General features: G+C 58.2%; 16 protein-coding genes. 4 read left to right on the plus strand and 12 right to left on the minus strand.

Annotation, left to right across the window (positions count from 1 at the left end; genetic code table 11):
• Positions 1-125: 125 nt before the first annotated feature.
• Complete coding sequence (locus tag ACKZ62_RS13035; RefSeq protein ID WP_032885276.1) at positions 126-686, minus strand: thioesterase family protein; 561 nt, start codon at positions 684-686, stop codon at positions 126-128.
• Between the two features lie 1,277 nt (positions 687-1,963).
• Between ACKZ62_RS13035 and ACKZ62_RS13040 the strand changes: the two genes are divergently transcribed.
• Positions 1,964-2,779: a hypothetical protein gene (locus ACKZ62_RS13040; RefSeq protein WP_447096791.1), complete on the plus strand. Its 816-nt coding sequence runs from the start codon at positions 1,964-1,966 to the stop codon at positions 2,777-2,779.
• Positions 2,780-3,404: 625 nt separating this feature from the next.
• Positions 3,405-5,057 carry a methyl-accepting chemotaxis protein gene (locus tag ACKZ62_RS13045; protein WP_164440557.1) on the plus strand — a complete coding sequence of 551 codons (1,653 nt, stop codon included), beginning with the start codon at positions 3,405-3,407 and terminating at the stop codon, positions 5,055-5,057.
• A 262-nt stretch (positions 5,058-5,319) separates the two neighbouring features.
• On the opposite strand, the gene ACKZ62_RS13050 is transcribed toward ACKZ62_RS13045, so the two are convergent.
• The 3 genes from ACKZ62_RS13050 to ACKZ62_RS13060 form a co-directional block, all read right to left on the minus strand.
• Entirely contained in the window at positions 5,320-6,813 is a 1,494-nt protein-coding gene (locus ACKZ62_RS13050; RefSeq protein ID WP_447096792.1) for a methyl-accepting chemotaxis protein, read from the minus strand.
• A 194-nt stretch (positions 6,814-7,007) separates the two neighbouring features.
• Positions 7,008-9,173 carry a TonB-dependent siderophore receptor gene (locus ACKZ62_RS13055; RefSeq protein ID WP_447096793.1) on the minus strand — a complete coding sequence of 722 codons (2,166 nt, stop codon included), beginning with the start codon at positions 9,171-9,173 and terminating at the stop codon, positions 7,008-7,010.
• Between the two features lie 187 nt (positions 9,174-9,360).
• Positions 9,361-9,852 carry an Lrp/AsnC family transcriptional regulator gene (locus ACKZ62_RS13060; protein ID WP_032885271.1) on the minus strand — a complete coding sequence of 164 codons (492 nt, stop codon included), beginning with the start codon at positions 9,850-9,852 and terminating at the stop codon, positions 9,361-9,363.
• 121 nt (positions 9,853-9,973) lie between these two features.
• Here ACKZ62_RS13060 and ACKZ62_RS13065 point away from each other — a divergent pair, with 121 nt between their 5' ends.
• Both ACKZ62_RS13065 and ACKZ62_RS13070 read left to right on the plus strand, forming a co-directional pair.
• The gene (locus ACKZ62_RS13065; protein ID WP_099602617.1) at positions 9,974-11,008 is read left to right on the plus strand and encodes a histone deacetylase family protein; all 1,035 of its coding nucleotides are present in this window, start codon (positions 9,974-9,976) and stop codon (positions 11,006-11,008) included.
• A gap of 68 nt (positions 11,009-11,076) precedes the next feature.
• Positions 11,077-12,480: an amino acid permease gene (locus ACKZ62_RS13070; RefSeq protein WP_122753469.1), complete on the plus strand. Its 1,404-nt coding sequence runs from the start codon at positions 11,077-11,079 to the stop codon at positions 12,478-12,480.
• On the opposite strand, the gene ACKZ62_RS13075 is transcribed toward ACKZ62_RS13070, so the two are convergent.
• From ACKZ62_RS13075 to ACKZ62_RS13110, 8 genes are all read right to left on the minus strand, one after another.
• A complete protein-coding gene (locus ACKZ62_RS13075; RefSeq protein WP_447096794.1) occupies positions 12,437-15,001 on the minus strand; it encodes an autotransporter family protein in 2,565 nt (854 codons plus the stop codon). The two genes, ACKZ62_RS13070 and ACKZ62_RS13075, sit on opposite strands and share 44 nt — an antisense overlap.
• A gap of 247 nt (positions 15,002-15,248) precedes the next feature.
• Positions 15,249-16,010, minus strand: a complete 762-nt coding sequence (locus ACKZ62_RS13080; RefSeq protein ID WP_032885266.1) for a PIG-L deacetylase family protein — start codon at positions 16,008-16,010, stop codon at positions 15,249-15,251.
• Positions 16,011-16,187: 177 nt separating this feature from the next.
• The gene (locus tag ACKZ62_RS13085; protein ID WP_095184653.1) at positions 16,188-16,847 is read right to left on the minus strand and encodes a glycosyltransferase family 2 protein; all 660 of its coding nucleotides are present in this window, start codon (positions 16,845-16,847) and stop codon (positions 16,188-16,190) included.
• Positions 16,844-17,443, minus strand: coding sequence for an SAM-dependent methyltransferase (locus ACKZ62_RS13090; protein WP_099602614.1), 600 nt, complete (start codon positions 17,441-17,443; stop codon positions 16,844-16,846). The genes ACKZ62_RS13085 and ACKZ62_RS13090 overlap by 4 nt, the downstream gene beginning before the upstream one ends.
• Positions 17,440-18,198 (minus strand): PIG-L deacetylase family protein, encoded by a 759-nt coding sequence (locus ACKZ62_RS13095; RefSeq protein WP_032885263.1) that lies wholly within the window; start codon positions 18,196-18,198, stop codon positions 17,440-17,442. The genes ACKZ62_RS13090 and ACKZ62_RS13095 overlap by 4 nt, the downstream gene beginning before the upstream one ends.
• Positions 18,195-19,193 carry an acyl-CoA dehydrogenase family protein gene (locus ACKZ62_RS13100; protein WP_122765221.1) on the minus strand — a complete coding sequence of 333 codons (999 nt, stop codon included), beginning with the start codon at positions 19,191-19,193 and terminating at the stop codon, positions 18,195-18,197. Before ACKZ62_RS13100 ends, ACKZ62_RS13095 begins: the two co-directional genes overlap by 4 nt.
• Before the next feature lies 1 nt (position 19,194).
• A complete protein-coding gene (glgX, locus tag ACKZ62_RS13105; protein WP_032885261.1) occupies positions 19,195-21,354 on the minus strand; it encodes a glycogen debranching protein GlgX in 2,160 nt (719 codons plus the stop codon).
• A gap of 122 nt (positions 21,355-21,476) precedes the next feature.
• The gene (locus ACKZ62_RS13110) at positions 21,477-21,746 is read right to left on the minus strand and encodes a DUF2934 domain-containing protein (RefSeq protein ID WP_095184657.1); all 270 of its coding nucleotides are present in this window, start codon (positions 21,744-21,746) and stop codon (positions 21,477-21,479) included.
• Positions 21,747-21,750: the final 4 nt, after the last annotated feature.

Genomic DNA, 21,750 nt, shown 5'->3' on the forward strand with positions numbered 1-21,750 from the left:
GACTGGCAGTCATCGGCCAGAAGCGGCCACTCAATGGTGTCTATAGCGGAATTCATCTCCTGAATGACCTCGGTTTAGGAGATAGAAGCGTATACCAATGAGTGGGGGCTCTTAACATCAGCAGGTTAGCTGGACTGCTGATCGCTGATGCTTTCTTCTTCTCTGAGTTGGCCACTCATCGCATCGCAGCTAGCCGACCACGATGTCAGCCATTGCGGCATCGCTGGCGACTTTTCGGGTAGTCCCAACTCCCGAACAAATTCGCCTGGTGGAATAATCCCTTTAGATGCGCGAAATAGACCCCGCATTACTACAACTCCGATCACCCGTCCTTTGCTCAGAAACCGATGTTCCATAAAGCTCCATTTGTCGTCCCAGCCCAGCATTCTGGTGTGGACTTCAAACGTTTCAAACAGCTTAAGCTCACGACGAAATTTACCCCAGGTGTCCCCTACGATTGGTAGCGCTTTCGTTCTAATAGCCACTCGATACGCACCACTGCGCAGAACGAAATCCATACGTCCGACATCGGCGAGTGTGAAGTATCGGCCATTGGTGACGTGTCGATTGAAGTCAAGATCTAGAGGCCATACGCGCATTCGGATGACGGTTGACCCCAGAGCTTTTACGGGGTTGCGCCACGGTCGGCGGAGTAGCATGAACAGAAGCCGAAACCATAGATTCATAAAAAACACCGATAGTTGAATGATCGGTGCACTTTAAAGAGTGAGGAGTGGGCTAGGTAGGTCTGAAAATGACTTAATTTGCCTTAAAAGTGCATTTGAATCACTGCTGCCAGAGGATTAGTGGTTTTATGGTGAAATCTGGCTCCAAGGCTGTAACCGTCCGGGCAACACACCTTCCTAACAACGTCACTTGATCCTCAATTGGGTTTCATTACGTCGCCTTAGTCCTAGCTGAAGGCGGTTGAAACTCAATTGAGCGAATGGCCGCGACTGGCCGATTTCTGCCTTTCGCCGCCGTCAGCTTTGGGTCCAGACCGCTGGCCTACCCGACGGGCCTCTTCTCACTATCACACATTGGAAAGTGTTTTAGGCACGTCAGCGCTGGTGGGAGACCGAAGACATAGAAATCGTTAGCTGAATCGTCCCAGCAACCTCTGCGCGTAGACAGGCGGTCATCTTTCTACCGAAACGAGCCGAGAATAGTGTGCCGACGGGCAATGGCGAAAATTAGTAACTCAAACTATGTACTATGACTATGGTGATAACCGGTAGCGGCAACCAGGGCCACTGCGCAAGCTATTGAAATTGAAGGGGTACAGGCTGGATATGTTTTAGTTCCTGCAGGTTGTGAAATCTTTACTCATCCGATGTGTTAAAAACAGCAACCCTTGGCTTAAAGAATCCTGGTTACCTGCCGCTATAAAGGTTGAGTCTTGCTGTTTTTTCTATACAAGACGACGCGGAAGGACAATAGTTATAGTGACTATCAAAATTAAAGGGATATTTATGAGATTCGCTAAACTGTTCGGGGCAGCAACTTTATTCGCCTCTATGATTGCATGTGCCCAAGCAGGCACAATCGTCACCGTGAAGTTGAAGGACTCTACGACTGGTCCAGCCGCGTACACTTTCGAGTACTTTTTCGGGAGTGTAGCCCCCACTCCAAGTACGATTCTGCCTTCTGCAACGACGACATTTGCCCTGACCAGTGTCGCTGATACGGTTTCAGGAATGCGATTCGTCTATACTTCAGGCAATAAGAATGTCGTTTTGCAGCAAGGCACCAGGTCAATCCAACGACTAAAACCTCTAGCTTGACTAAAATGGGCACTAGCACTGGTTCAGATAACGCTACTTGCAACGCCAATGTCACAGCAATTCAATCGGCGCCTCCCTATAACGACACTGTCGAATTTGAAATAAAATAATCCGACATTTGTATAGGCACCCTAGCTGAAGATAGCTCTCGTGCTATTTTCAGCGCATGGAGTATTACCATGGATATTTCGATCAAATCGTATCAAGCAAGTACACAGGCAAAGCCTTCTACACAAGAGAAGCTTCCTTCGTCCAACGCTGTAAATTTACCTTCAGGGGATGCCGCCCCCAAGACGACCGAGACCGTCACAATCTCCGATTCTGCACGGGCACTGTACGCATTAAGTAACGCTGATTACAAACAAGCCTCTATGTCCAATAGGGATTTAAAAGGACAATATGCAAAAGTTCAGAGCGATATGTACAATTTCGGGCAGCGGATTGCTGGCGGGAATCTTAATAATGAGGATCTACTTCCCAAAACAGACGACCCCACCCGTTTGGCGTTAGGTCTGCAGTCACTAGATTACGCAATTGGGCTTTCTAAACTCCCCCCCGAAAAACTTCCAAACCCATTTGAAGGTATGGCCCGAAACGGGCTAAGCAATATTGTTTATGATGATTCAGGAACCTATACAGATGCAGAACGATATGCCGCTTATGGGGAGCTTAGTAAGCAGGATGAAACATATTTTTCCAAGTTGTACGCCAATATAACGAACGGCGGTGACAACAGTGAAATCTTCAAAGGCATCATGGACTATTTCGATGATCTTCCAGGGGTCGAGAAAGCGGCATACCCTGATGGCTTTAGGGACAGTATAAAAAGTCTTTACCAAGAGCAGTTAGGACAATCGGGGCCGCTCGCCCTGCTCAGGCAATCGACTGAAAACGACTCTGATAAATTGTCCCCGAGCTTCTTCAACAAGGAACAATCACCGGAGCAGATGTTACAAGCCGTCTTAGAAAAAGCGACTGCTCTTTCGACGATCTGACCAGTCCAAAGCAACCAATGTGTCGCTGCACGGATCAATGACGAAGCGTTTTTACACACTCTGGGTCGAAAGCCGTCTTTCGTGAATGTCGGCTAATTGGCCGAAAGCAGTCTTTCATGAACCACTGCAAGCCCCCAGGCGTGCTCCTCTATTCGCAAGCACAAGCTATGGCCAACGTTAAGCATTGCCACTGTCTGCAAAAGGGTGCGGTGTTTCGACCGATTGCTTCGACCGTAAATCTGACGCGCATTTCGAACAGTTAGGAGGCCGAGACCTTGGTTTTCAGCAGACGCTAAAAAGCCCGCCAGGGCAGCCTTCTCTGTAGGAGGCTATTGGGCCTATGGCTCGTTATGGGGCTCGATAAAATGTAATTGAGTTAAATATAAAGCGGTTCCTGTTTTAACTATAGAGTTTGAAGTAAATATCAACCCTAGAATAAAAATCCATTCATATAGGTGCGTTTAGATGGTGCGGGTAGTTCGATTGGATTGTTTGAGGTTCAATTTAGTTCTTTAGTACCGTAACCCTATTTAATTCTTGAATTACTGCCGTCCGGCGCCGCATAGTGTCAATGCGCCATATCCCTGTCTGCGCCGTGAGAATACTAAAAAGTCGGAGAGTCAGCATGTTAAATTCCTTGTCGGTGCGGAAGAGGTTGTTGTTAAGTTTTGGCTTGATGGTAGTGATTATTTTTATGATCTCTGCATTTTCTGTCACTAGCTTAAATGGATCAAATCTACGCTTCTCAAGTTATGTTGATGGTTTGAATAAGCGCATGGGCCTGATGAATGATCTATTGCTCGCTGCGCAGCAACGTGCGATCTCAGCACGAAACCTCGTGCTGGTTACCTCGGCAGCTGACAGACAGGCCGAGGCCGATACCGTAAATATCGAACATCAGAAAGTTAAAAGTATTTTGTCAGCGTTAGTGGCTGGAGTCGCTGCATTGCCTCCATCCGCTGATGGTAATAACGCTCGGAGCTTAGTTGCTAACATTGAGGAGATTGAGAAAGCGTATGGTCCGATTGCTTTGGAAATCACGCGGTTAGCCGTTGCTGGCGATGAAAAAGCGGCTATTGATATGATGAACAACCAATGCTTGCCACTCCTAAAGAAACTGGTGGCTAGCGTTACAACTTACAAGAGTTTTAACTCAGGTCTAGCGCTGGCTAGCATTAGTGAAGCGCAGAACGATTATAAAGACACCCGTAATCTTCTGATGTTTTTCTGCGCAGTAGCAATTGTCATCGGGGTAGTACTGACTACTCTAATAGTTCGTGGCTTATCACGTGCTCTTGGTGCAGAGCCAACTGTCTTGTCCACGATCGCTCAGCGCGTTGCCAGTGGTGACTTGCGCCCGATTCTTGAAGCGAAAATGTCAGCGGCCGGCAGTGTGCTGTCCTCCTTGGGTGAAATGCAGTCACGCCTGAGCCTGCTTATTAGTCAGGTTAATACGTCATCGGGCGTAATTTCTGATGCAGCCGTTGACCTTTCCGCAGCGACAGAGCAGACCCGCATCGGGGTTGGTAATCAGAGAACTGAAATCGACCAAGTCGCCACTGCGATTCACGAAATGGTAGCAACCACCCTCGAAGTTGCACGCAACTCTGAGGAAGCAGCCCATGCGGCGCTCACCGCTAACCTCCAAGCGCAGACCGGCGGAACCATGGCAAAAGAAGCAATAACCCAAATAAAACGTCTCGCATCTGAAGTATCAAAATCTGCCGCAGCCATGGCACAACTCAGGATAGAGAGCCTGAATATAGGCGGGGTATTGCAGGTCATAACGTCTGTCGCCGATCAAACCAACTTGTTGGCGTTAAATGCCGCTATTGAGGCTGCTAGGGCGGGCGATGCTGGTCGAGGATTTGCGGTGGTGGCCGATGAGGTGAGAACGCTCGCCAAACGAACTCAGGGCGCAACCCTGGAAATTGGAGCGCTGACTGCCAATCTGCAAAAAATAGCCGAAGAAGCTGCTGGGATGATGGAAGTGTGCCGCGGTTTGACGGATGAAACTGTAATACAGGTTTCAAACACTGGGGGCTCGGTTGAAACCATCGTGGAGATGATTGACAACATCCAGCAGATGGTCAGACAAATCGCTACTGCAGGTGAGGAACAAAGTTGCGTCGCGGAAGAAATTAACCGGAGTGTTACGTCGGTTCGCAATATCGCGGATGATTCAGCTTTATCGTGCGAGCGAACTGCCCGTTCAAGTACTAACTTGGCTGAGCTCGGAGCCGTGCTACAGCAGCAAATAGGTAACTTTAAGGTTTGACGAGTTTATTGAGATTGCGTCTATGAATTGAGGGCCACTTGAGTTGAGCCACACTCAGCATTACGGTCAACAATCAGCGCAAGCACTTCCATCAGAACGACCTGTATAGCTTCTCGACCTCGTATTCTCTCTTTAGAACTGGGTACGCAAGCGGCGGAACTCGAACCGCTGCTATTGGCCTGAAGTTATCTCTCACGACGTATTTCAAATAGGCCCAAGCGCGCGATCAACACCACGCCGAGGCCTTTCGAAGATCACCACCTCACGGATGAAACCGGCGCCCCAACGCGTCTAACCGCACCGCAATCGGCGGCAGTTGTTCGCTGCTCCTGGCCAGCATCTCTACATCCTGTGCTGTGCTCTGCGCGATGCCCTGCACCGACTGCAAGCGCCCGACGATCTCCAGGTTTGCTGAGGTCTGTTCCCGCGTAGTGCTGACGATCCGCCCGTTCAGCGCATCGATTCGAGTGATGTCATTGCTTACTGCCTTTAGCATTTGCACCGCAACCTGGCTGTCTTCCACGCAACGTTCTACGCCTTGGCGGCTGTCCTGCATGGCTTCGACGGCTTCGCGGCTGCCTTGCTGCAAGCCTTCGATGATGGTTTTGATTTCCTGGGTGGAAACCGCTGTGCGTTGCGCCAGGTTGCGCACTTCGTCGGCGACGACGGCGAAGCCGCGGCCTTGTTCACCGGCGCGGGCGGCTTCGATGGCGGCGTTGAGGGCGAGGAGGTTGGTTTGGTTGGCGATGCTGCTGATGACGTCGAGCACCGAGCCGATCTGTTCGGCTTGCACGGCCAAGCCTTGAACGGTCTGGTGGGTGTCGGTGAGGCGTGTGGCCAGTTGGGTGATTTCGTGTTGGGCGCGGCCGACGCTTTCCTGGCCGCGCAGGATTTGTTGGCTGGCGACGTCGGCGTGCGCGACCGCTTCCTCGACGTGCACCGTAATGTTGCCCATGGCGTGTTCCATGCGCTGCATGGAGTCAGTCATTTGTGCGATTTCGGCCAGTTGGTGGCGTGCGCCTTTTTCCAGGGTGCCGCTGGCGTGGGCCAGTTCTTGTCCGAGTTGGCCGAGGCCGTGGGAGTCGCGGGAGACGCCGTCAATGAGCCCGGTGATCTGTTGCAGGAAGTGGTCGAAGCGCTTGGCCAGGGACATATGCGCCTTGCCTTCACCTTGTGCGGTTTCCACGGTGAGCTGGGTGGTGACAGCGAGCATTTTTTCGAGCATTTCCTGGCTCTCGACGGCTTCGGCCTGGCTGTGCACGGCGAGGTAGAGCAGGGCGACGGTTTCCATCACCACGTAGAAAGCATGCACAAACACCATGGTCCAGCCGCCGTGGTGTTCCATCACGAAGACCGGGAAGCCTTGATGCTGCAAGGCATGGAAGACCACGTGGTGCACGGCGATGGTGAGTGCGGCCACGAGGATCGGCAGCCAGTCGCGGTAAAACGTCAGCACCGCCAGCAGGGCGAAAATTCCGAAGTGGGCTTCGATAACGCCTTGTGCCTGGTTGATATGCAGCGCGGCCATGACCATCAGGCCAGCGCCCAGTGCGCAGCGCATCACGCGTGTGCCGCCGATGGCGCGGTAGAGCGCGGTGAGCAGCAGGCTTGTGCCGCCACCGACTACGATTGCTTGGATCAAGGTGTCGTGCCAGAACGCCAGGCCTACGGAGAACAGCGTCATCAGCCAGATCAACGCCAGCATGATGCGGTCGGCTTTGCGGTAGTGCTCTAGAAAACGCGTGCGGACGGGCATTCACTCTTACTCCCTGTGGTGTGGCCAGGAACAAAGCATGCGGCGTGCCACGATGGCGCGCTGCTACAGAGCAAAGCAGGTATCAGGATTTTTGCAGGTACGGGGGAAGCAAAAGCTTATCGGCAGTTGGGGGGAGAGCTTTAAGCGCCACTGCCAGGAGGAAAGGCTGCCCGAGCGGGCAGCCTTGATGACGATCAGAAGGTGTATTTGGCCGTCAGCATCATGTTGCGTGGGGTGCCGTAGCTGTCGCCGCCGTAGTCCACGGAGTTGGCGATGGTTGAGTAGTAGCTGCGGTCGAAGATGTTGTTGGCGTTGAGCTGCAGGTCCAGGTTGTCGTTGACCCTGTAGCCGGCCATCAAGTCGGTGACGGCGTAGGCGCCTTGTTGCAGGCGGTAGGTGCTGCCGCCAGCCAGCTTGACGTCGTTGTACATGCGGCTCTGCCAGGAGATGTTGCCGCCCACCCGGAATTTCTCCAGCGCGCCCTGGAGGTTGTAGCGGGTGGTCAGTTTGAACAAGTGCTCCGGGGTGTCGGTGTCGTACTGCTTGTTGACAAGCTGCGGGTTGGCTTCGTCCTTGATGGTGTGGGTGCGCGCGTAGGTGTAGCCACCGCCGACCTGCCAGTTCTCGGTGAGGGCGCCTTGCAGTTCGAAGTCGATACCCTGGCTGCGAATCTCGCCGGAGGCTTCATAGCACTCGGTCTGCGGGCAGTTTTGCACGGTCACTTTGGTGGCACGATTTTCCTGATCGACGCGGAACAGTGCGACGCTGGCATTCAGCGCGCCGCCCAGGTATTCGCCTTTAACGCCGACCTCGTAGTTTTTGCCGACAATCGGCTTGACCGGGGTCGCCGAATTATCTTTGGCGGTTTGCGGCGTGAAAATGTCGCTGTAGCTGACGTAGACCGAGTGATGGTCATCCAACTCGTAGATCAAACCCGCGTAGCGCGTCAGGTTGCGGGTGACTTTGTAGTCGCCGCTGTTGCTGCCATGGGCATCGTAGTCATACCAGTCCAGGCGCCCGCCGAGGATCAGCTTGAGCGGGTCGGCCAGGCTCAGGCGCGTGGTCAGGTAGAAGCCGTCCTGGGTGGTGATTTCACGGGTGTCGGTGGTGTGGACGAAGTCCGGTTTGCCTGCGGTAATCGGCCAATTGGTGTCGTACGGGCTGTAGTCGTGGCTGGTCATGTCGTAAATGCGGCGGCTGGCACCGACCACCAGCTCATGGGTGCGCCCGAACGCCTGGAACGGGCCGCTGACGAAGGCGTCGACGCCAGCCTGATTTTCGTCATAGGCGGCCTGGTAGACGGTTCGCGCCAGTGATTTGTCAGCAGCCCAGCGCGATTGATACGAGCCCGAGAACAAGGCTTTCTGCTCGGCGTAGTTGGCGTTGACCTGCAGCTTCCAGTCGTTGGCCAGTTGCTGGCGCAGTTCGGCGAAGACCGTGTTGATCTCCTGGTCCTTGTTCTCCCAGTCGGTGCCGGGGTTGTAGGAGCGGGGCAGGTCGAGGTGATGGCCATCCTGACCGATCATTGAGGAACCCCAGAAGTAATTGGTCTTGTCCTTCTGGTTTGAGTAGCCGAGGGTCAGGGTGGTGTCTTCACCCAAGTCAGCTTCGGTGACGGCATAGAACAGGCCGTGATACTCCTCGGCGTTGTCGATGAAGCTGTTGGCGTCGCGGTAGGAGGTGACCACCCGGCCGCGCCAGGTGCCGCTGTCATTGAGCGGGCTGGAGGCGTCGAGTTCGCCACGGTAGTCGTCCCAGCTGCCAGCGGCGCCGGTCAGGGTGACTTTCTGCTCGTCCAGGGGCCGCTTGCGGATCAGGTTGATGGCGGCCGACGGGTTGCCCGCGCCGGTCACCAGGCCGGTCGCGCCGCGCACCACTTCAACGCGGTCGAACATCGCCAGGTTGGGCTGCGCGCCGACTGAAACGCCGTTATAGCCGCTCGGAATACCGTCATACATCAGGTTGTCGATGTCGAAACCGCGCGAGGTATAGGACTGCCGGCCCGGTCCGTTGGAGTAATTCAGGAACAACCCGGGCGTTGCGTTGACCACGTCGTTGATGCTGGTCATTGCCTGGTCATCCATGCGCTGGCGCGTAATCACGGTGACGGCTTGTGGCGTTTCACGCAGGGTGAGTGGCAACTTGGTCGCGGTCTTCATCGCGCCGGTGGTGTAGGACTGCGTGCCCTCAGTGGTTTCGCCCAACTGCTGCTCGCCGGAGATTTGGGTGGCGCCCAGTTCCAGGGTGGTGACCGGTGCTTCGGCGTCGGCGGCGAAGGCCGCGTGCGAGGTGGCGAGACAGACCGCCAACGCGATCAAACTGGGTGTAAAACCTTTACCGCCGGGCTGGTGCACAGGCATCGAACGAGCTCTCCCCTAAGTGCCTTTCCCTGGCGAATAATAAAAGTGTTGATAATTATTCGCATCAGTGTGACAGATTGATTCTGTAGGAAAAAGCCATAGGGATGAATTAGTTAACGATTTTTTCACATCTGCATGGCAGGCCTTTCGCCAGCACCTGCCGTTTTCGAGCGTTCATGGACGGTGTTCAATCGCGCTTCGGAATCGCCACCCGGCTTGTCGCTTTCACTTCGCGCAGCGCCAGGCTCGACTGGATCGACGCGATCCCCAATTGTCGCCGCAGGACGCTCTCTACAAACTCGCTGTAGCTGTCGAGATCTTCCGCCAGCACCTGCAACAGGTAATCCGCATCCCCGGTGATCTTGTGGCACGACAGCACCTGAGGCAGTTCCTTGACCACCGCTTCGAAGGCGTCCGGCGCGTGGTCGGTGTGGATGGCAAAGCGCACATGCACAAACGCCATGATGTCCAGGCCGAGCAGCTTGCGATCCAGATTGGCCTGGTAGTCCTTGATCACGCCTTCTTCTTCCAGACGCTTGCGGCGGCGCCAGCACGGCGTGAGGCTCAGGGCCAGACGCTCGCTGAGTTGGGCGTTGGAAATACTCGCGTCTTCCTGCAGCAAGGCGAGGATGGCGAGATCGGTGTCGTCAAGAACGACCTGCTTGGTTTTATTTTTCATATTCGCCTGTAATAGGGGTAAAAAATCCCGATAAAACTAACAGCGCAAGAACTAAAAGCAAAGAATGCCCCGCACCGCCAGAACAAAATAGACCCTGTCTTTTACTGGCGGATGTATACACATGCTGACTGTTTTTAGCGATGCCCACCGTTTGCACCATGGCACCGAATTGAAGGATGGCGTACTCAAGCCATCGTTCGAGCAACCGAGCCGCGCCGACACCGTGCGTGACCGCGTCCAGCACGTCGGGCTCGGCGATATCATCGTGCCGCGCGCCTTTGACCGCGCCTGTTACGTCAATGCCCACAGCGAGCGCTACGTCTCCTTCCTTGAAACCGCATGGGCCGAATGGACCGCCATCGGCCGCAGCCATGACGCGCTGCCGCTGGTGTGGCCGGTGCGCGATCTGGCCAATGAACAGGTGCCGGATTTCATCGACGGCAAGTTGGGGTTCTATGCCATGGACGCCGGTTCGCCGATTACCGCGACCACGTGGCAGGCGGTGAAGACCAGCGCGGACATTGCACTCACTGGCCTCGCGCTCATCGATGAGGGCCACAACAGCGCCTTCGCCCTGTGCCGCCCACCCGGCCACCATGCCGCCCGCGAATACATGGGCGGTTATTGCTACCTCAACAACGCCGCGATTGCCGCACAACAGGCCATCACCCAAGGCGCCAAACGCGTTGCGGTACTGGACGTGGATTTCCACCATGGCAACGGCACACAGAACATTTTCTACGACCGCCCGGATGTGCTGTTCATCTCCCTGCATGGCGAGCCCGCCGTGTCCTACCCGTACTTTTCCGGCGCCAACAGCGAGCGTGGCAAGGGTGCAGGGGAGGGCTTCAACCTGAATTATCCGTTGCCGAAAAACACCACCTGGGATCACTACAAAATTGCCCTCGCCGACGCGTGCCAGCGGCTCAAACACTTCGCCCCTGAAGTGCTGGTGATTTCCCTCGGCGTCGACACGTTCAAGGACGACCCCATCAGCCACTTCCTCCTCGACAGCGAAGACTTCCTCGGCATGGGCGAGATCATCGCCAGCGTGGGCGTGCCGACGTTGTTCGTAATGGAAGGGGGCTACATGGTCGATGAGATCGGCATCAATGCCGTCAACGTGTTGCACGGTTTCGAAAGCAAGACCGCCTGACCCCCTAATAACAACGACCGCCCAATTTTTTTCTGCCAAAACTCAAAAACATAACAAGAGGTTTTGTGATGAAAACAACTACGTCCGGGCTTTGTGAAAAGCCTGCGTTGCAACGCACCCTGAGCAACCGTCATATCCAGCTGATGGCCATGGGCGGTGCGATCGGCACCGGCCTGTTCATGGGCTCCGGCAAGATCATTGCGCTGTCCGGCACCTCGATCATCCTGATCTACATGATCATCGGGCTGTTTGTGTATTTCGTGATGCGCGCCATGGGCGAGCTGCTGCTGTCCAACCTCAACTTCAAGAGCTTTGCTGACTTTGCCGGCGCCTACCTGGGGCCGCGCGCCGCGTTTTTTCTTGGCTGGTCGTATTGGCTGAGCTGGAGCGTGGCGGTGGTGGGGGATGCGGTGGTGGTCGGCGGGTTTTTCCAGTACTGGTTCCCGGACCTGCCGGCGTGGATGCCGGCGGTGGGCATGCTGTTAACGTTGTTCGCGTTGAATGCGCTGACTGTCAGGTTGTTCGGCGAAGTGGAGTTCTGGTTCGCAATCATCAAGATCATCGCCGTGGTGACCCTGATCGGGGTGAGCGTGGTGCTGATCGCTGGCTCGTTTGTCTCACCCACCGGCGTCACTGCATCGCTGTCGCATTTGCTGGACAAACAGGCGGCGTTTCCCAACGGCCTGTTCGGCTTTTTCGCCGGGTTCCAGATGGCGATTTTCTCCTTTGCCGGCACCGAGCTGATCGGCACCGCCGCGGCCGAAACCCGTGCGCCGGAGAAGACGTTGCCCAAGGCAATCAATTCGATTCCGTTGCGCATCATTCTGTTCTACGTGCTGGCCCTGGCGTGCATCATCGCCGTGACCTCGTGGCAGCAGGTGTCGCCGAGCAAAAGCCCGTTTGTAGAGCTGTTCCTGGTGGCGGGTTTTCCTGCGGCTGCGGGCATCGTCAATTTCGTGGTACTCACCTCGGCGGCGTCCTCGGCCAACAGCGGGGTGTTTTCCGCCAGCCGCATGTTGTTCGGGTTGGCCGATCTGGGGGATGCGCCAGGTGTTTTCCGACGCTTGTCCAACAGCAGCGTTCCGTTGTTCAGCCTGGCCTTTACCACGGTATTGATGCTGCTCGGCCTGGTGTTGCTGTTTGTGGTGCCGGAGGTGATGACCGCCTTCACCATTGTGTCGACGGTCTCGGCGATCCTGGTGATTTTTACGTGGTCGACGATTCTCGCGTCGTACATCGCTTACCGTAAAAAACGCCCGGACCTGCACGCCAAGTCCACTTACAAGATGCCCGGCGGTGTGCCGATGGCTTGGTTTTCCCTGGGTTTCCTTGCGTTCGTGCTCTGCCTGCTGGCGTTGCGGCCAGACACACGCCTGGCCCTGTATGTGATGCCGGTCTGGTTTATCTGGCTGGCGATTGCCTACCAGATCAGAACGCCATTCTCAGGCCAACCGTCCCTTGGCGGCCGTTGAAGGTGTTGCTGTCCAAGTTGCGGTTGTAGCCCACCTCGCTGTAAACGCTGATGTCTTGGGTGACCTTCAACGTTGCACCGACGCTGAGGTCCAGGGTGGTGGACTTCTGCTCGGTGTCGATGTCGGTGACATCGGCAAAGGTCACGGTGTTCTGTCCGGCGCGGGTGTGCCAGACATTCGCCCGTACATAAGGCACCAGTGGCATGCCACGCACTTGGTAGTCGCCGCGCAGGCGGATTCCCAGGCGTGTGGTCAGGTGGGTATCGGCGTCATAAGACACGTCGGAAACCCCGTCGTTCTGGCTGTTCAACGTGGTCTTGCTGACGATCAGTTGTGCCTGGGGTTCCGCGACCCAGTTGGTCGTCACCGGGATCGGCCAGCCGACTTCGGCGGAGGCTGTGACGTTGTGCCCGCGGGTTTTCATCTTCACACCACGGTCCGACTCGTTGTTGCCATTGAAACGTGTGCCCATCAACACCAGGTCAAGGTAGGCCTGGTTGGCGCCGATCAACGTCCAGTACACGCCCAGGCTGTCACCGCGCAAGGTGGTTTTGCCGGCGTTCTTGTCCTCCCGGCCGCCGTTGAAGCCTTTGACTGTGCCCCGCAAACGGCTATGGCCGACGAAAAACCCCAGGCGTTGCTGGCCATCGCCCATGGCGCTGGCATAGAGATCGCTGCCCACCTGGAAGCCCGTTACCGAACTGTCCAGCGTCGGGCTCACCGTGCCGGCGAAACTCTGGCGACTGCTGTTGCCGTAGACCCGACCCCACCCGGCCGATAAAGCGCCGGTCTGCTGTTGCTGGCTCTGGTCACCCATGCGCTGGTGAAAGGTGCCGAGCATGCCTTGCACGATTTGCTGGGCGGCGGGAAACAGCGCGGCGTAGAGCGGCACTTCCGGGCGGTAGATGGGAATCGGCTCTGTCCCAGGGTTGGGCGGCAGTGGTGGTTCATCGGGAATGGGGACAGGCAACGGCACGATAATGACCGGGTTCGGCGGCACCACCGGGATGGTCGAACGCAGGTAGTAGTTTTCTGCGGTGCCGGCGGTGACGCCGCCCTTGAACAGGTAATAGTCGAACGCGCCGGCAGACACCGGCGCGCCAAGGGTAAAGGCGGTGCCGCTGCCGGTGGCGCCGTTGAGCGCCTGCACCACCTGGATACCATCTTGCAGCGTAGCGGCGCCTGCGCCGCCGAGGTTAGTGACGCGAATGCTCGTACTCCCCTGGATGGTCCCCTGGCTGATTACCAGTTTGTCGCTGGGCGAACCGTCGCCACCCAATACACTTTGCAGCGCGAGTTGGCCGCCGCTGGCGTTGTAGTTGCCATTGACCGTCAGGGTATCGCCGGTGCCGGAGCTGCCGGTGGTCATGTCGATCAGGCCGCTGTTGTTCAGGGTCGTCAGTTGGCCGGCGGTAAACGGGTTGATGATCCCTGTACTGACCCGCAATGCCGAGCTGCCATTTACGTTCATGGTGCCGGTCCCGGTAGCGGCATCCCCCAGTGTGAAGGTGCCGCCGAGGGACAGGCTCGAATTGTTGTCCAGGTTGACGATTTCCCAGTTCTGATAACGTTGCGGTGTGCTGACCTGGCTGTTGTCGAACGTCAGGGTATCGTTCTCCGTTCCGCCGTCCACAACGGGAGTAGGGGCGACAATGGCTTCGGTCAGGTTTTTCAGCAGCGCCGTGTCGTTATCGCCGGCCAGCAGTACTGCCGAGTCGAGTTGGCCCGCGCCGTTCCACTCGAACTGGTCATTCCCCGCGCTCATGCGAATTTCCCCGGCAATCCTGCCACCCTTGATGACGATGATGTCGGCCCCGCCGCTGACGCTGAGGTTACCGCCAATGAAACTGGTGCCCGATACCAGGATCGTGTCGTCGCCAAAGCCGGTGACGAAGTTGCCGACAACGGTGCCGCCGCGCATATCAAACAGGTTGTTGTCGAGTTTCATGTCGACGCGTCCGATGCTGCCGCCGGTCATCAATCCGTGGTCGCCATCTTCAAAGGCGCCTGTGATGGTACCGCCGCTCATGGCGAAGTCGTCGATGCCATCCCCTTGGGCAAGGGATGTGATCGTGCCGCCGCTCATGGAGAATTTGTCCAATCCGGCGCCCTGGAAAATTCCACCGGCCGTACCGCCGCTGATTTGCATCACATCGGCACCGGAGCCCTGCAAGATCACACTGTTGACCGCCCCCTGGAACAGGCGAAAGATATTCGCGCCATCGCCCATGTTGACCCCACTGGTGCCGATGACCGCATCCGCGGTGTTCATCTCGATGAGGTCATTGCCCGCGCCATAACCGACGCCCAACACGCTGCCGTTGCCGGAGGGAAATATCAGACTGTTGTTACCTTGCGCATCAATGAGGTTGCCCCCCGCGCCGCTGGTGCAGGTCACCACATCGTCACCTGGCGTGATGGTGAAGGTGCATGCCTGAGCAGTGCTTGAACAGCTCAACAGCCATGCTGCTGACGCCATAATCAGGCTGGCGCCGGTCCGTTGGGGAAGTCGTTTGCTCATGATCCGTCCTCGCTCAATGCGACCTGACTCCACGGTGCCTGATGACAGGCACGGTTAAGGACCATGGCAACAACGAACGCGATACGGATCAGGGAATACGAGTTTCCTGCTTCGAAAACACCGGCCAATGCAAAGGGTTGGCATGGCTTTCTCGACTGCACCTCACCTGTGCAGCACGTTTTGAACCTTAGACGCACATCCCTCGCGTCGCTACTGTGAGAAATAACAGGTACGGACGAGTCGGCGGCTACGCGAAGACGATCTCGTAAGGCTCGCGCATGCGATCCAACAACACCTGCGCCAGCATCGGCGCCAGGCCGATCTGCGGGTCACCCACCAGTTGACTCGCATAGGCATGGACCGCGTGGAGTTTGCGCGCGACGCTCCATGTGTCCAGGCGCACCTTGCGCGCCCGTTGCCAGGGGATGATTGCACCCTCGCGCGCGGGCCAGTGCCAGGCCCAGATCGGCAGTTCATACAGCTGCGCACCGACGAGATTGCACGCCTTCGCACTGGCGCGGCCGACCGCTTCGTGGTCGGGGTTGCCGTCGTTGCGCCACGTGGTGAACACCACATCGCCCGCTTGCAAGTAGCGCGCGATGAATTGGCTCAGTTGCGGCTCACGGGCCGACAGGGCGTTGTCGCAAAACCCACCGCGAATCCATTTCAGGCTATGCATGGGCATGCCCAGGCGACGCAGCGCTTCGGCGCTTTCCTGGGGCCGCACGACGCTTAAGCGGCTGGCCGGCCACCGGTGTGAGCCAGGATGGCTGGCGCTGCCGTCGGTGATGGAGATCAGTTGCAGGGGATATTCAAGGGTGCTGAGCAGTTGCAGCATGCCGCCGCACGCCAACACTTCGTCGCCCGGATGGGGCGCGATGACCACCACCCGTGCACCGGCCGGGACCAGCGATGTCGCAGAGATAGGGGCGATTTGCGCCAGCTGCGGCGCAGTGTTCCAGATTTGCGCGGGGCCGCGACGGCCTTCACTGAGGGAGGCAGACTTCATGAGCGTTACATCCTTGTGGATTGGTGCTGGGTCGTGCCCCGTTGACGGGACGACTCTATTTATTCACCACAGACTCCGCCGTGATGGGTGCGTGGCCATTCAACCCTGAATGACCAGCAAGGCGTCTTCAGCATAGACAAGGATTCGCCGCTTTTACATTCTGTAATATGGATTTTTTCACGACGCCGGCATCAGGCTCTTCAAATAATCGCCAAACCCGCCTTGGGCGCGGGATTCCAGGCGCGCACTGGTGATCACCTGCGGGGTATTGCTCCAAGCGATAGAGGCGCCACAGCGTTCCAGGTTGCGCACCAATTGCACGTCCTCATGGCAGGCCAAGGGTTCGAAGCCGCCTGCGCGAATGTAAGCACCCGCGCTCACCCCCAGGTTGGCGCCGTGGATGTGCCGATGCCCGTCCTGCGCCTGATAGCCCTGGAGGTAGCGGATCTGCGCGGCCGGGTCGAAGCCCTCGCTCCACGCGTCCACCGTCACCGTGCCGCATACCGCATCGGCATTCAGCGCCAACTGCGCTACCAGCCAGTCAGGAGCGACGCGGCTGTCGGCGTCGGTGCAGGAGATCCAGCGTGCGCCCTGATTGAGCAGATGCCGCGCACCCAGCCCGCGCACATGCCCAACATTGCGCGCCTGTACTTCGAAGTGCTGCACCGGGTAGCTCTGGACGATGGCTGCGCTGTCATCGCTGCAACTGTCGAGCACCAGCAGGATCTGCACCGCTTCGCCCTGCAGGCCAGGGTGGCGGGCCGCGATCAACGCGGCGTCCAGGCAGTCGGGTAACAGCGCTTGTTCGTTATGCACCGGGATCAGAACGCCGATCATCGCAGGCCCTCATGGCGAGCGACCGAGGTGCCATCGCGGCACCACAGGTCGAGGAGAAAATCCTGTTCGTGGTAGCTGGCGATGCGCGGCATTGCCAGTCGTTCATGGAGCAGGGCATGCACCTGCTCAGCTGTCTGCGGACAGCCTTCAATCGGTACGCGCCAGTGACACGCCAGCAGTTGGCCGTCGTCGGTCAGGCTGGCGAGGGCGCGGTCGATCACGCGGCCTAAATCGTCTGCGTCGAGGTAGTAACACAGCTCGCTGAGCACGATCAGCTCGAAGCGCTCGGTCGGCCATTGTTCCGGCAGGCGGCTCTGTTGCACCTCGGCATGGGGGAACCCCAACAAACGGCTGCGCGCCAGGCTGACGGCGGCGGCGGCGGTGTCACAGCACAGCAGGCGATCACAGCGAGGCGCCAGTTCGAAACTCAGCTCGCCATTGGCACAGCCCGGCTCAAAAATGGCGGCATAGCGTGGACGTGTCAGCACTGCAAGGGTCAATGCTCGTTTGCGCCGCTCATACCAGCGTTGACGAAACGCCCAAGGGTCATCATTTTCGGCGAACAGTTGGTCGAAATACGGCGTAGCCACACTCATACGAATACCACTTCAAACGGTTGCAGCAAGCGCTCCACCACATAGGGCGCGAGCACCGGGGGCAGGCCGATCTGCGGGTCACCTTCCAATTGGCTGGCGAACGCGTGAATAGCGTGGCGCTTACGGGCCACCGACTCGCAGCTCAGAGGGATTTTGCGCGCACGGTGCCACGGCACTTGGCTGTCTTCGGCGGTTGCCCAGTGCCACGTCCACACCGGCAGCTCGTACAGCGTAGCGCCCACCGCTTGGGCGGCCTTGGCACTGGCGCGGCCTACGGCTTCGTGGTCGCAGTGGCCGTCTTCTCGCCACGTGGTAAACAGCACATCCGTGGGCTTGAGGTAGCGTTGGATAAAGGCGCTCAATTCGTCCTCTCGCGCCGCTACCTTGCTGTCGGTAAACCCGGCGCGCAGCCATTTCAAACTGTGCAATGGCAAACCCAGCCGATGCAGGGCTTGCGCTGATTCCTGGGGCCGCACCACGCTCAGGCGCTCTACCGGCCAGCGCCGAGAGCCGGGGTGACTGGCGCTGCCGTCGGTCACCGAAATCAGCTGTATGGGCCGACCGAGCGCCGCCAGACCTTGCAACAGACCACCGCAGCCCAGCACTTCATCATCCGGATGGGGCGCGATAATCACGGCGCGATGCCCTTCAGGTACTAACTGTTCGACGCTGATCTGCGGCAACTCGGCCATCCGCGGCGAGGCCTGCCAGTGATGCAGCGGGGTGCCTTGGCCGACAATCGGGTTGGGTTTCATAACTGCCACCTCCCTGTGGGTTCGCCTGCGATCAGCTCACCCAGGCCGGCCAAGTCACGTTCTGCGTGACTCTGGCGCAGGTAGACCGGCAAATCTGCCATCAACTGCGCAAAGTGCGGGTCCTTGCAATAGGGGCCTGCACCGACGGCACGTCCCACGTGGTGCATCACTTGCTCGACCGTGTCTTCAATGCAGGCCCGCGTCTGCTGGGCCAGCACTCGGGCATCAGCCTTAGGTTCAAGGTCGATGTGCTCGGCGCTGGCGCGCAGCACGCAGGCGGCCCCGTTCAGCGCACTGTCCACTGAACCCAAGTGGGCGAGGGCATGGGGTTCCGGGCGTTTGGCGCATTGCTCACGCAAGACTTCCGCCAGGCGTTGCGCGGCGCCATACCAGCACGCCGCAATACCAATCCCGCCTTGCCAGAAGCCGGGGCGGGTGAGGTACTCACCGGGGTGGCCGACGGCAATGCCGCGCACCCCCTCGAAGACCACTTCAACGCTGCCCGTCGCCGCCATGCCGACCGCGTGCCAGCCGTCCTTCGTCACAGTTACGCCCGGCTGCTGCATCTCGACAGCGACCAGTTGCTGCCGCTCTTCTTCATCCCAGGCCGTCAGCAATCCATGGCTGACCACGGCCGCGCCGGAACACCAGGCTTTACGACCGTCCACCATCAGTCGATGGCCGTCGCGCCGCACGCGTACCTTGGCACTCGGCGGTTCAGCGGCCCACATGCCCCACGTGCTACCCAAGGGCGGCAGGGGGCTGTCCAGTTCTGCAATGATCGCCAACGCGTCGGTATGACCCTCAAACAACTTGCACAGGCGTAAGTCATGCCCGGCGACCTGGGCCAGGCGACTGAAGCGTGCCAAGGTCTGCCCGCTGCCGGGCAGCGGCAGTTGGTCAAGGCCTTCTTCCTGAAGCGCCTTCAGGGCATCCCCCAAGGCTTGCGTGTCCGCATAACCCCGGTAGCCCTGAAGGAATCCGTGTAAAGCCATCTCACACCTCGTCTTCGCGCTGCAGTTCAAACAACAACAGCGAGCGGCCGGTCACCGCGTATTCATGTTCAAAATCAAAGCGTTCCTGACCGCGTACTGCGGTGTCATTGGTATCGAGCATGCAGGTCCAGAACTCACCCTCGGGCACTGGCGGCAGGCGGAAATTGACCATGTCGTGGTGCGCGTTGACCACCAGCAACAAGGTCGCATCGGCACCGGCGCGACGAATCCCGGTTTCCTGGGCGCGGCCGTCCATCAACATGCCGAGGCAGCGACCGTGGCTGTCTTCCCACTGTTCGGTGGTCATTTCGTTGCCATCGGGTGCGAGCCAGGTTACGTCCTTCACGCCGATGTCTTCGTTATAGTCGCCGACCAGGAAGCGTCCACGTCGCAGGATCGGGTAGGCCAAGCGTAGCTTGATCAAGCGTTTGACGAACTTGAGCAGCGACTTGCCGTCATCGTCCAATTCCCAGTTGACCCAGCCGATCTCGCTGTCCTGGCAATAGGCATTGTTGTTGCCGTGCTGAGTGCGGGCGAATTCGTCACCGGCGACGATCATCGGCGTACCTTGGGCCAGCAGCAGAGTGGCGAAGAAGTTACGCATCTGGCGCAGGCGCAGCGCGTTGATTTCCGGGTCGTCGGTGGGGCCTTCAACGCCGTGGTTCCAGGACAGGTTGTTGTTGCTGCCGTCCTGATTGTTCTCGTCGTTGTCTTCGTTGTGCTTGTCGTTGTACGACACGAGATCATGCAGGGTGAAACCGTCGTGGGCGGTGATGAAATTCACCGAGCTGTACGGGCGGCGACCGCGATGATTGAACATCTCGCCCGAGGCGGTCATGCGCCCGGCGAAGTCCGCGAGCTGGCCGTCGTCGCCTTTCCAGAATGCGCGCACGGTATCGCGGAAACGGTCGTTCCATTCCACCCAGCCCGGTGGGAAATTGCCCACTTGATAGCCGCCCGGGCCGCAGTCCCAAGGCTCGGCGATCAGTTTGAGCTGACGCAGTACCGGGTCCTGGCGGCAGGCCACGAGGAAACTGTGGCGCTCGTCGAAACCATCGCGATAGCGGCCAAGGATCGTTGCCAGGTCGAAGCGGAAACCGTCGACATGCATCTCGTTGGCCCAGTACCGCAAGGAGTCAGTGACCATTTGCAGCACGCACGGGTGACTCAGGTCCAGGGTGTTACCGGTGCCGGAATCGTTGATGTAGAAGCGCTTGTCGTCAGGCATCAAGCGGTAGTACGAGGCATTGTCGATGCCGCGCATGGACAGAGTCGGACCGCGCTCGTTGCCTTCGGCGGTGTGGTTGTAGACCACGTCGAGGATCACTTCCAGCTTCTGCTCGTGCAGGTGCGCGACCATCTCCTTGAACTCGGCGATCTTGCCGCTGGCCAGGTAGCGGGGGTCGGGGGCGAAAAACGCGATGCTGTTGTAGCCCCAGTAGTTGGTCATGCCTTTTTCCAGCAGGTGCTGGTCGTTGACGAAGGCGTGCACCGGCAGCAGCTCCACCGACGAAATACCCAACTGGCGAATGTGCTTGAGCACATCGTCTTCCATCAACCCGGCGCACGTGCCGCGCACGGATTCACCCACCGAGGGGTGACGCATGCTGATGCCGCGCAGGTGGGTTTCATAAATGATCGTACGGTCCCATGGCACCCGCACCGGCTGGTCGTTACCCCAGGTGTGTGCCGGATCGATGACCTTGCACTTAGGCACGAACGGCGCGCTGTCACGCTCGTCGAAACTGAGGTCGTCGTCGGGATGGCCGATGGTGTAGCCGAACAGTGCTTCGGACCATTTGAGCTCACCTACCAGCTGTTTGGCGTAGGGGTCGATCAGCAATTTGTGGTGGTTGAAACGATGACCATTGGCCGGATCGTAGGCGCCGTATACCCGATAACCGTAAATCAGTCCTGGATGGGCATCGGGCAAGTAACCGTGGAAGATTTCGTCGGTGTATTCCGGCAGCTCGATGCGCTCCAGCTCTACTTCGCCAGCGTCGTCGAACAGGCACAGTTCCACCTTGGTGGCGTTGGCCGAAAACAGCGCAAAGTTGACACCCAGGCCGTCCCAGGTGGCACCGAGCGGGAAGGGCAAACCTTCGCGAATCCGCGACGGTTCATGTTCCTGCGTCGCTTGGTTTTTGTCGGGTTTGCTCATTCAAGTTGCTCCTGCAAGGGTCTTTTTTCAGGCCGAACGCCGCCAGGCTGACGAACGTTCAGCTCACAATCAGTGTGATGAAGTAACCGCCTGCCGAACGCGTCGGCAGGCGGTTGATAGGATTAAGGCTTTGGCTTTTTCGGAGCCGAGGGCTTTTTCGCCGCAGGAGGTGTCGGCTTGCTGGCAACCGGAGCCGGCGGTTTGGCTTTGGCGGGCGGCTTGGGCGCGGCCTTCGGCTTGGCGCCAGCCTTGGGTTTACTCGGCGTCAGCGCTTCGGCTTCGGCCAGCTTGCGCGCCATCTCCCAGTGGCGCGCATCTTCACCATGGGGCTTACCTTCAGACTCCCAGATCTGATGCGCCAGTTCGCGTATGCGTTTGTCTTCAGTACTCATCACA

Source organism: Pseudomonas sivasensis, assembly GCF_052938085.1.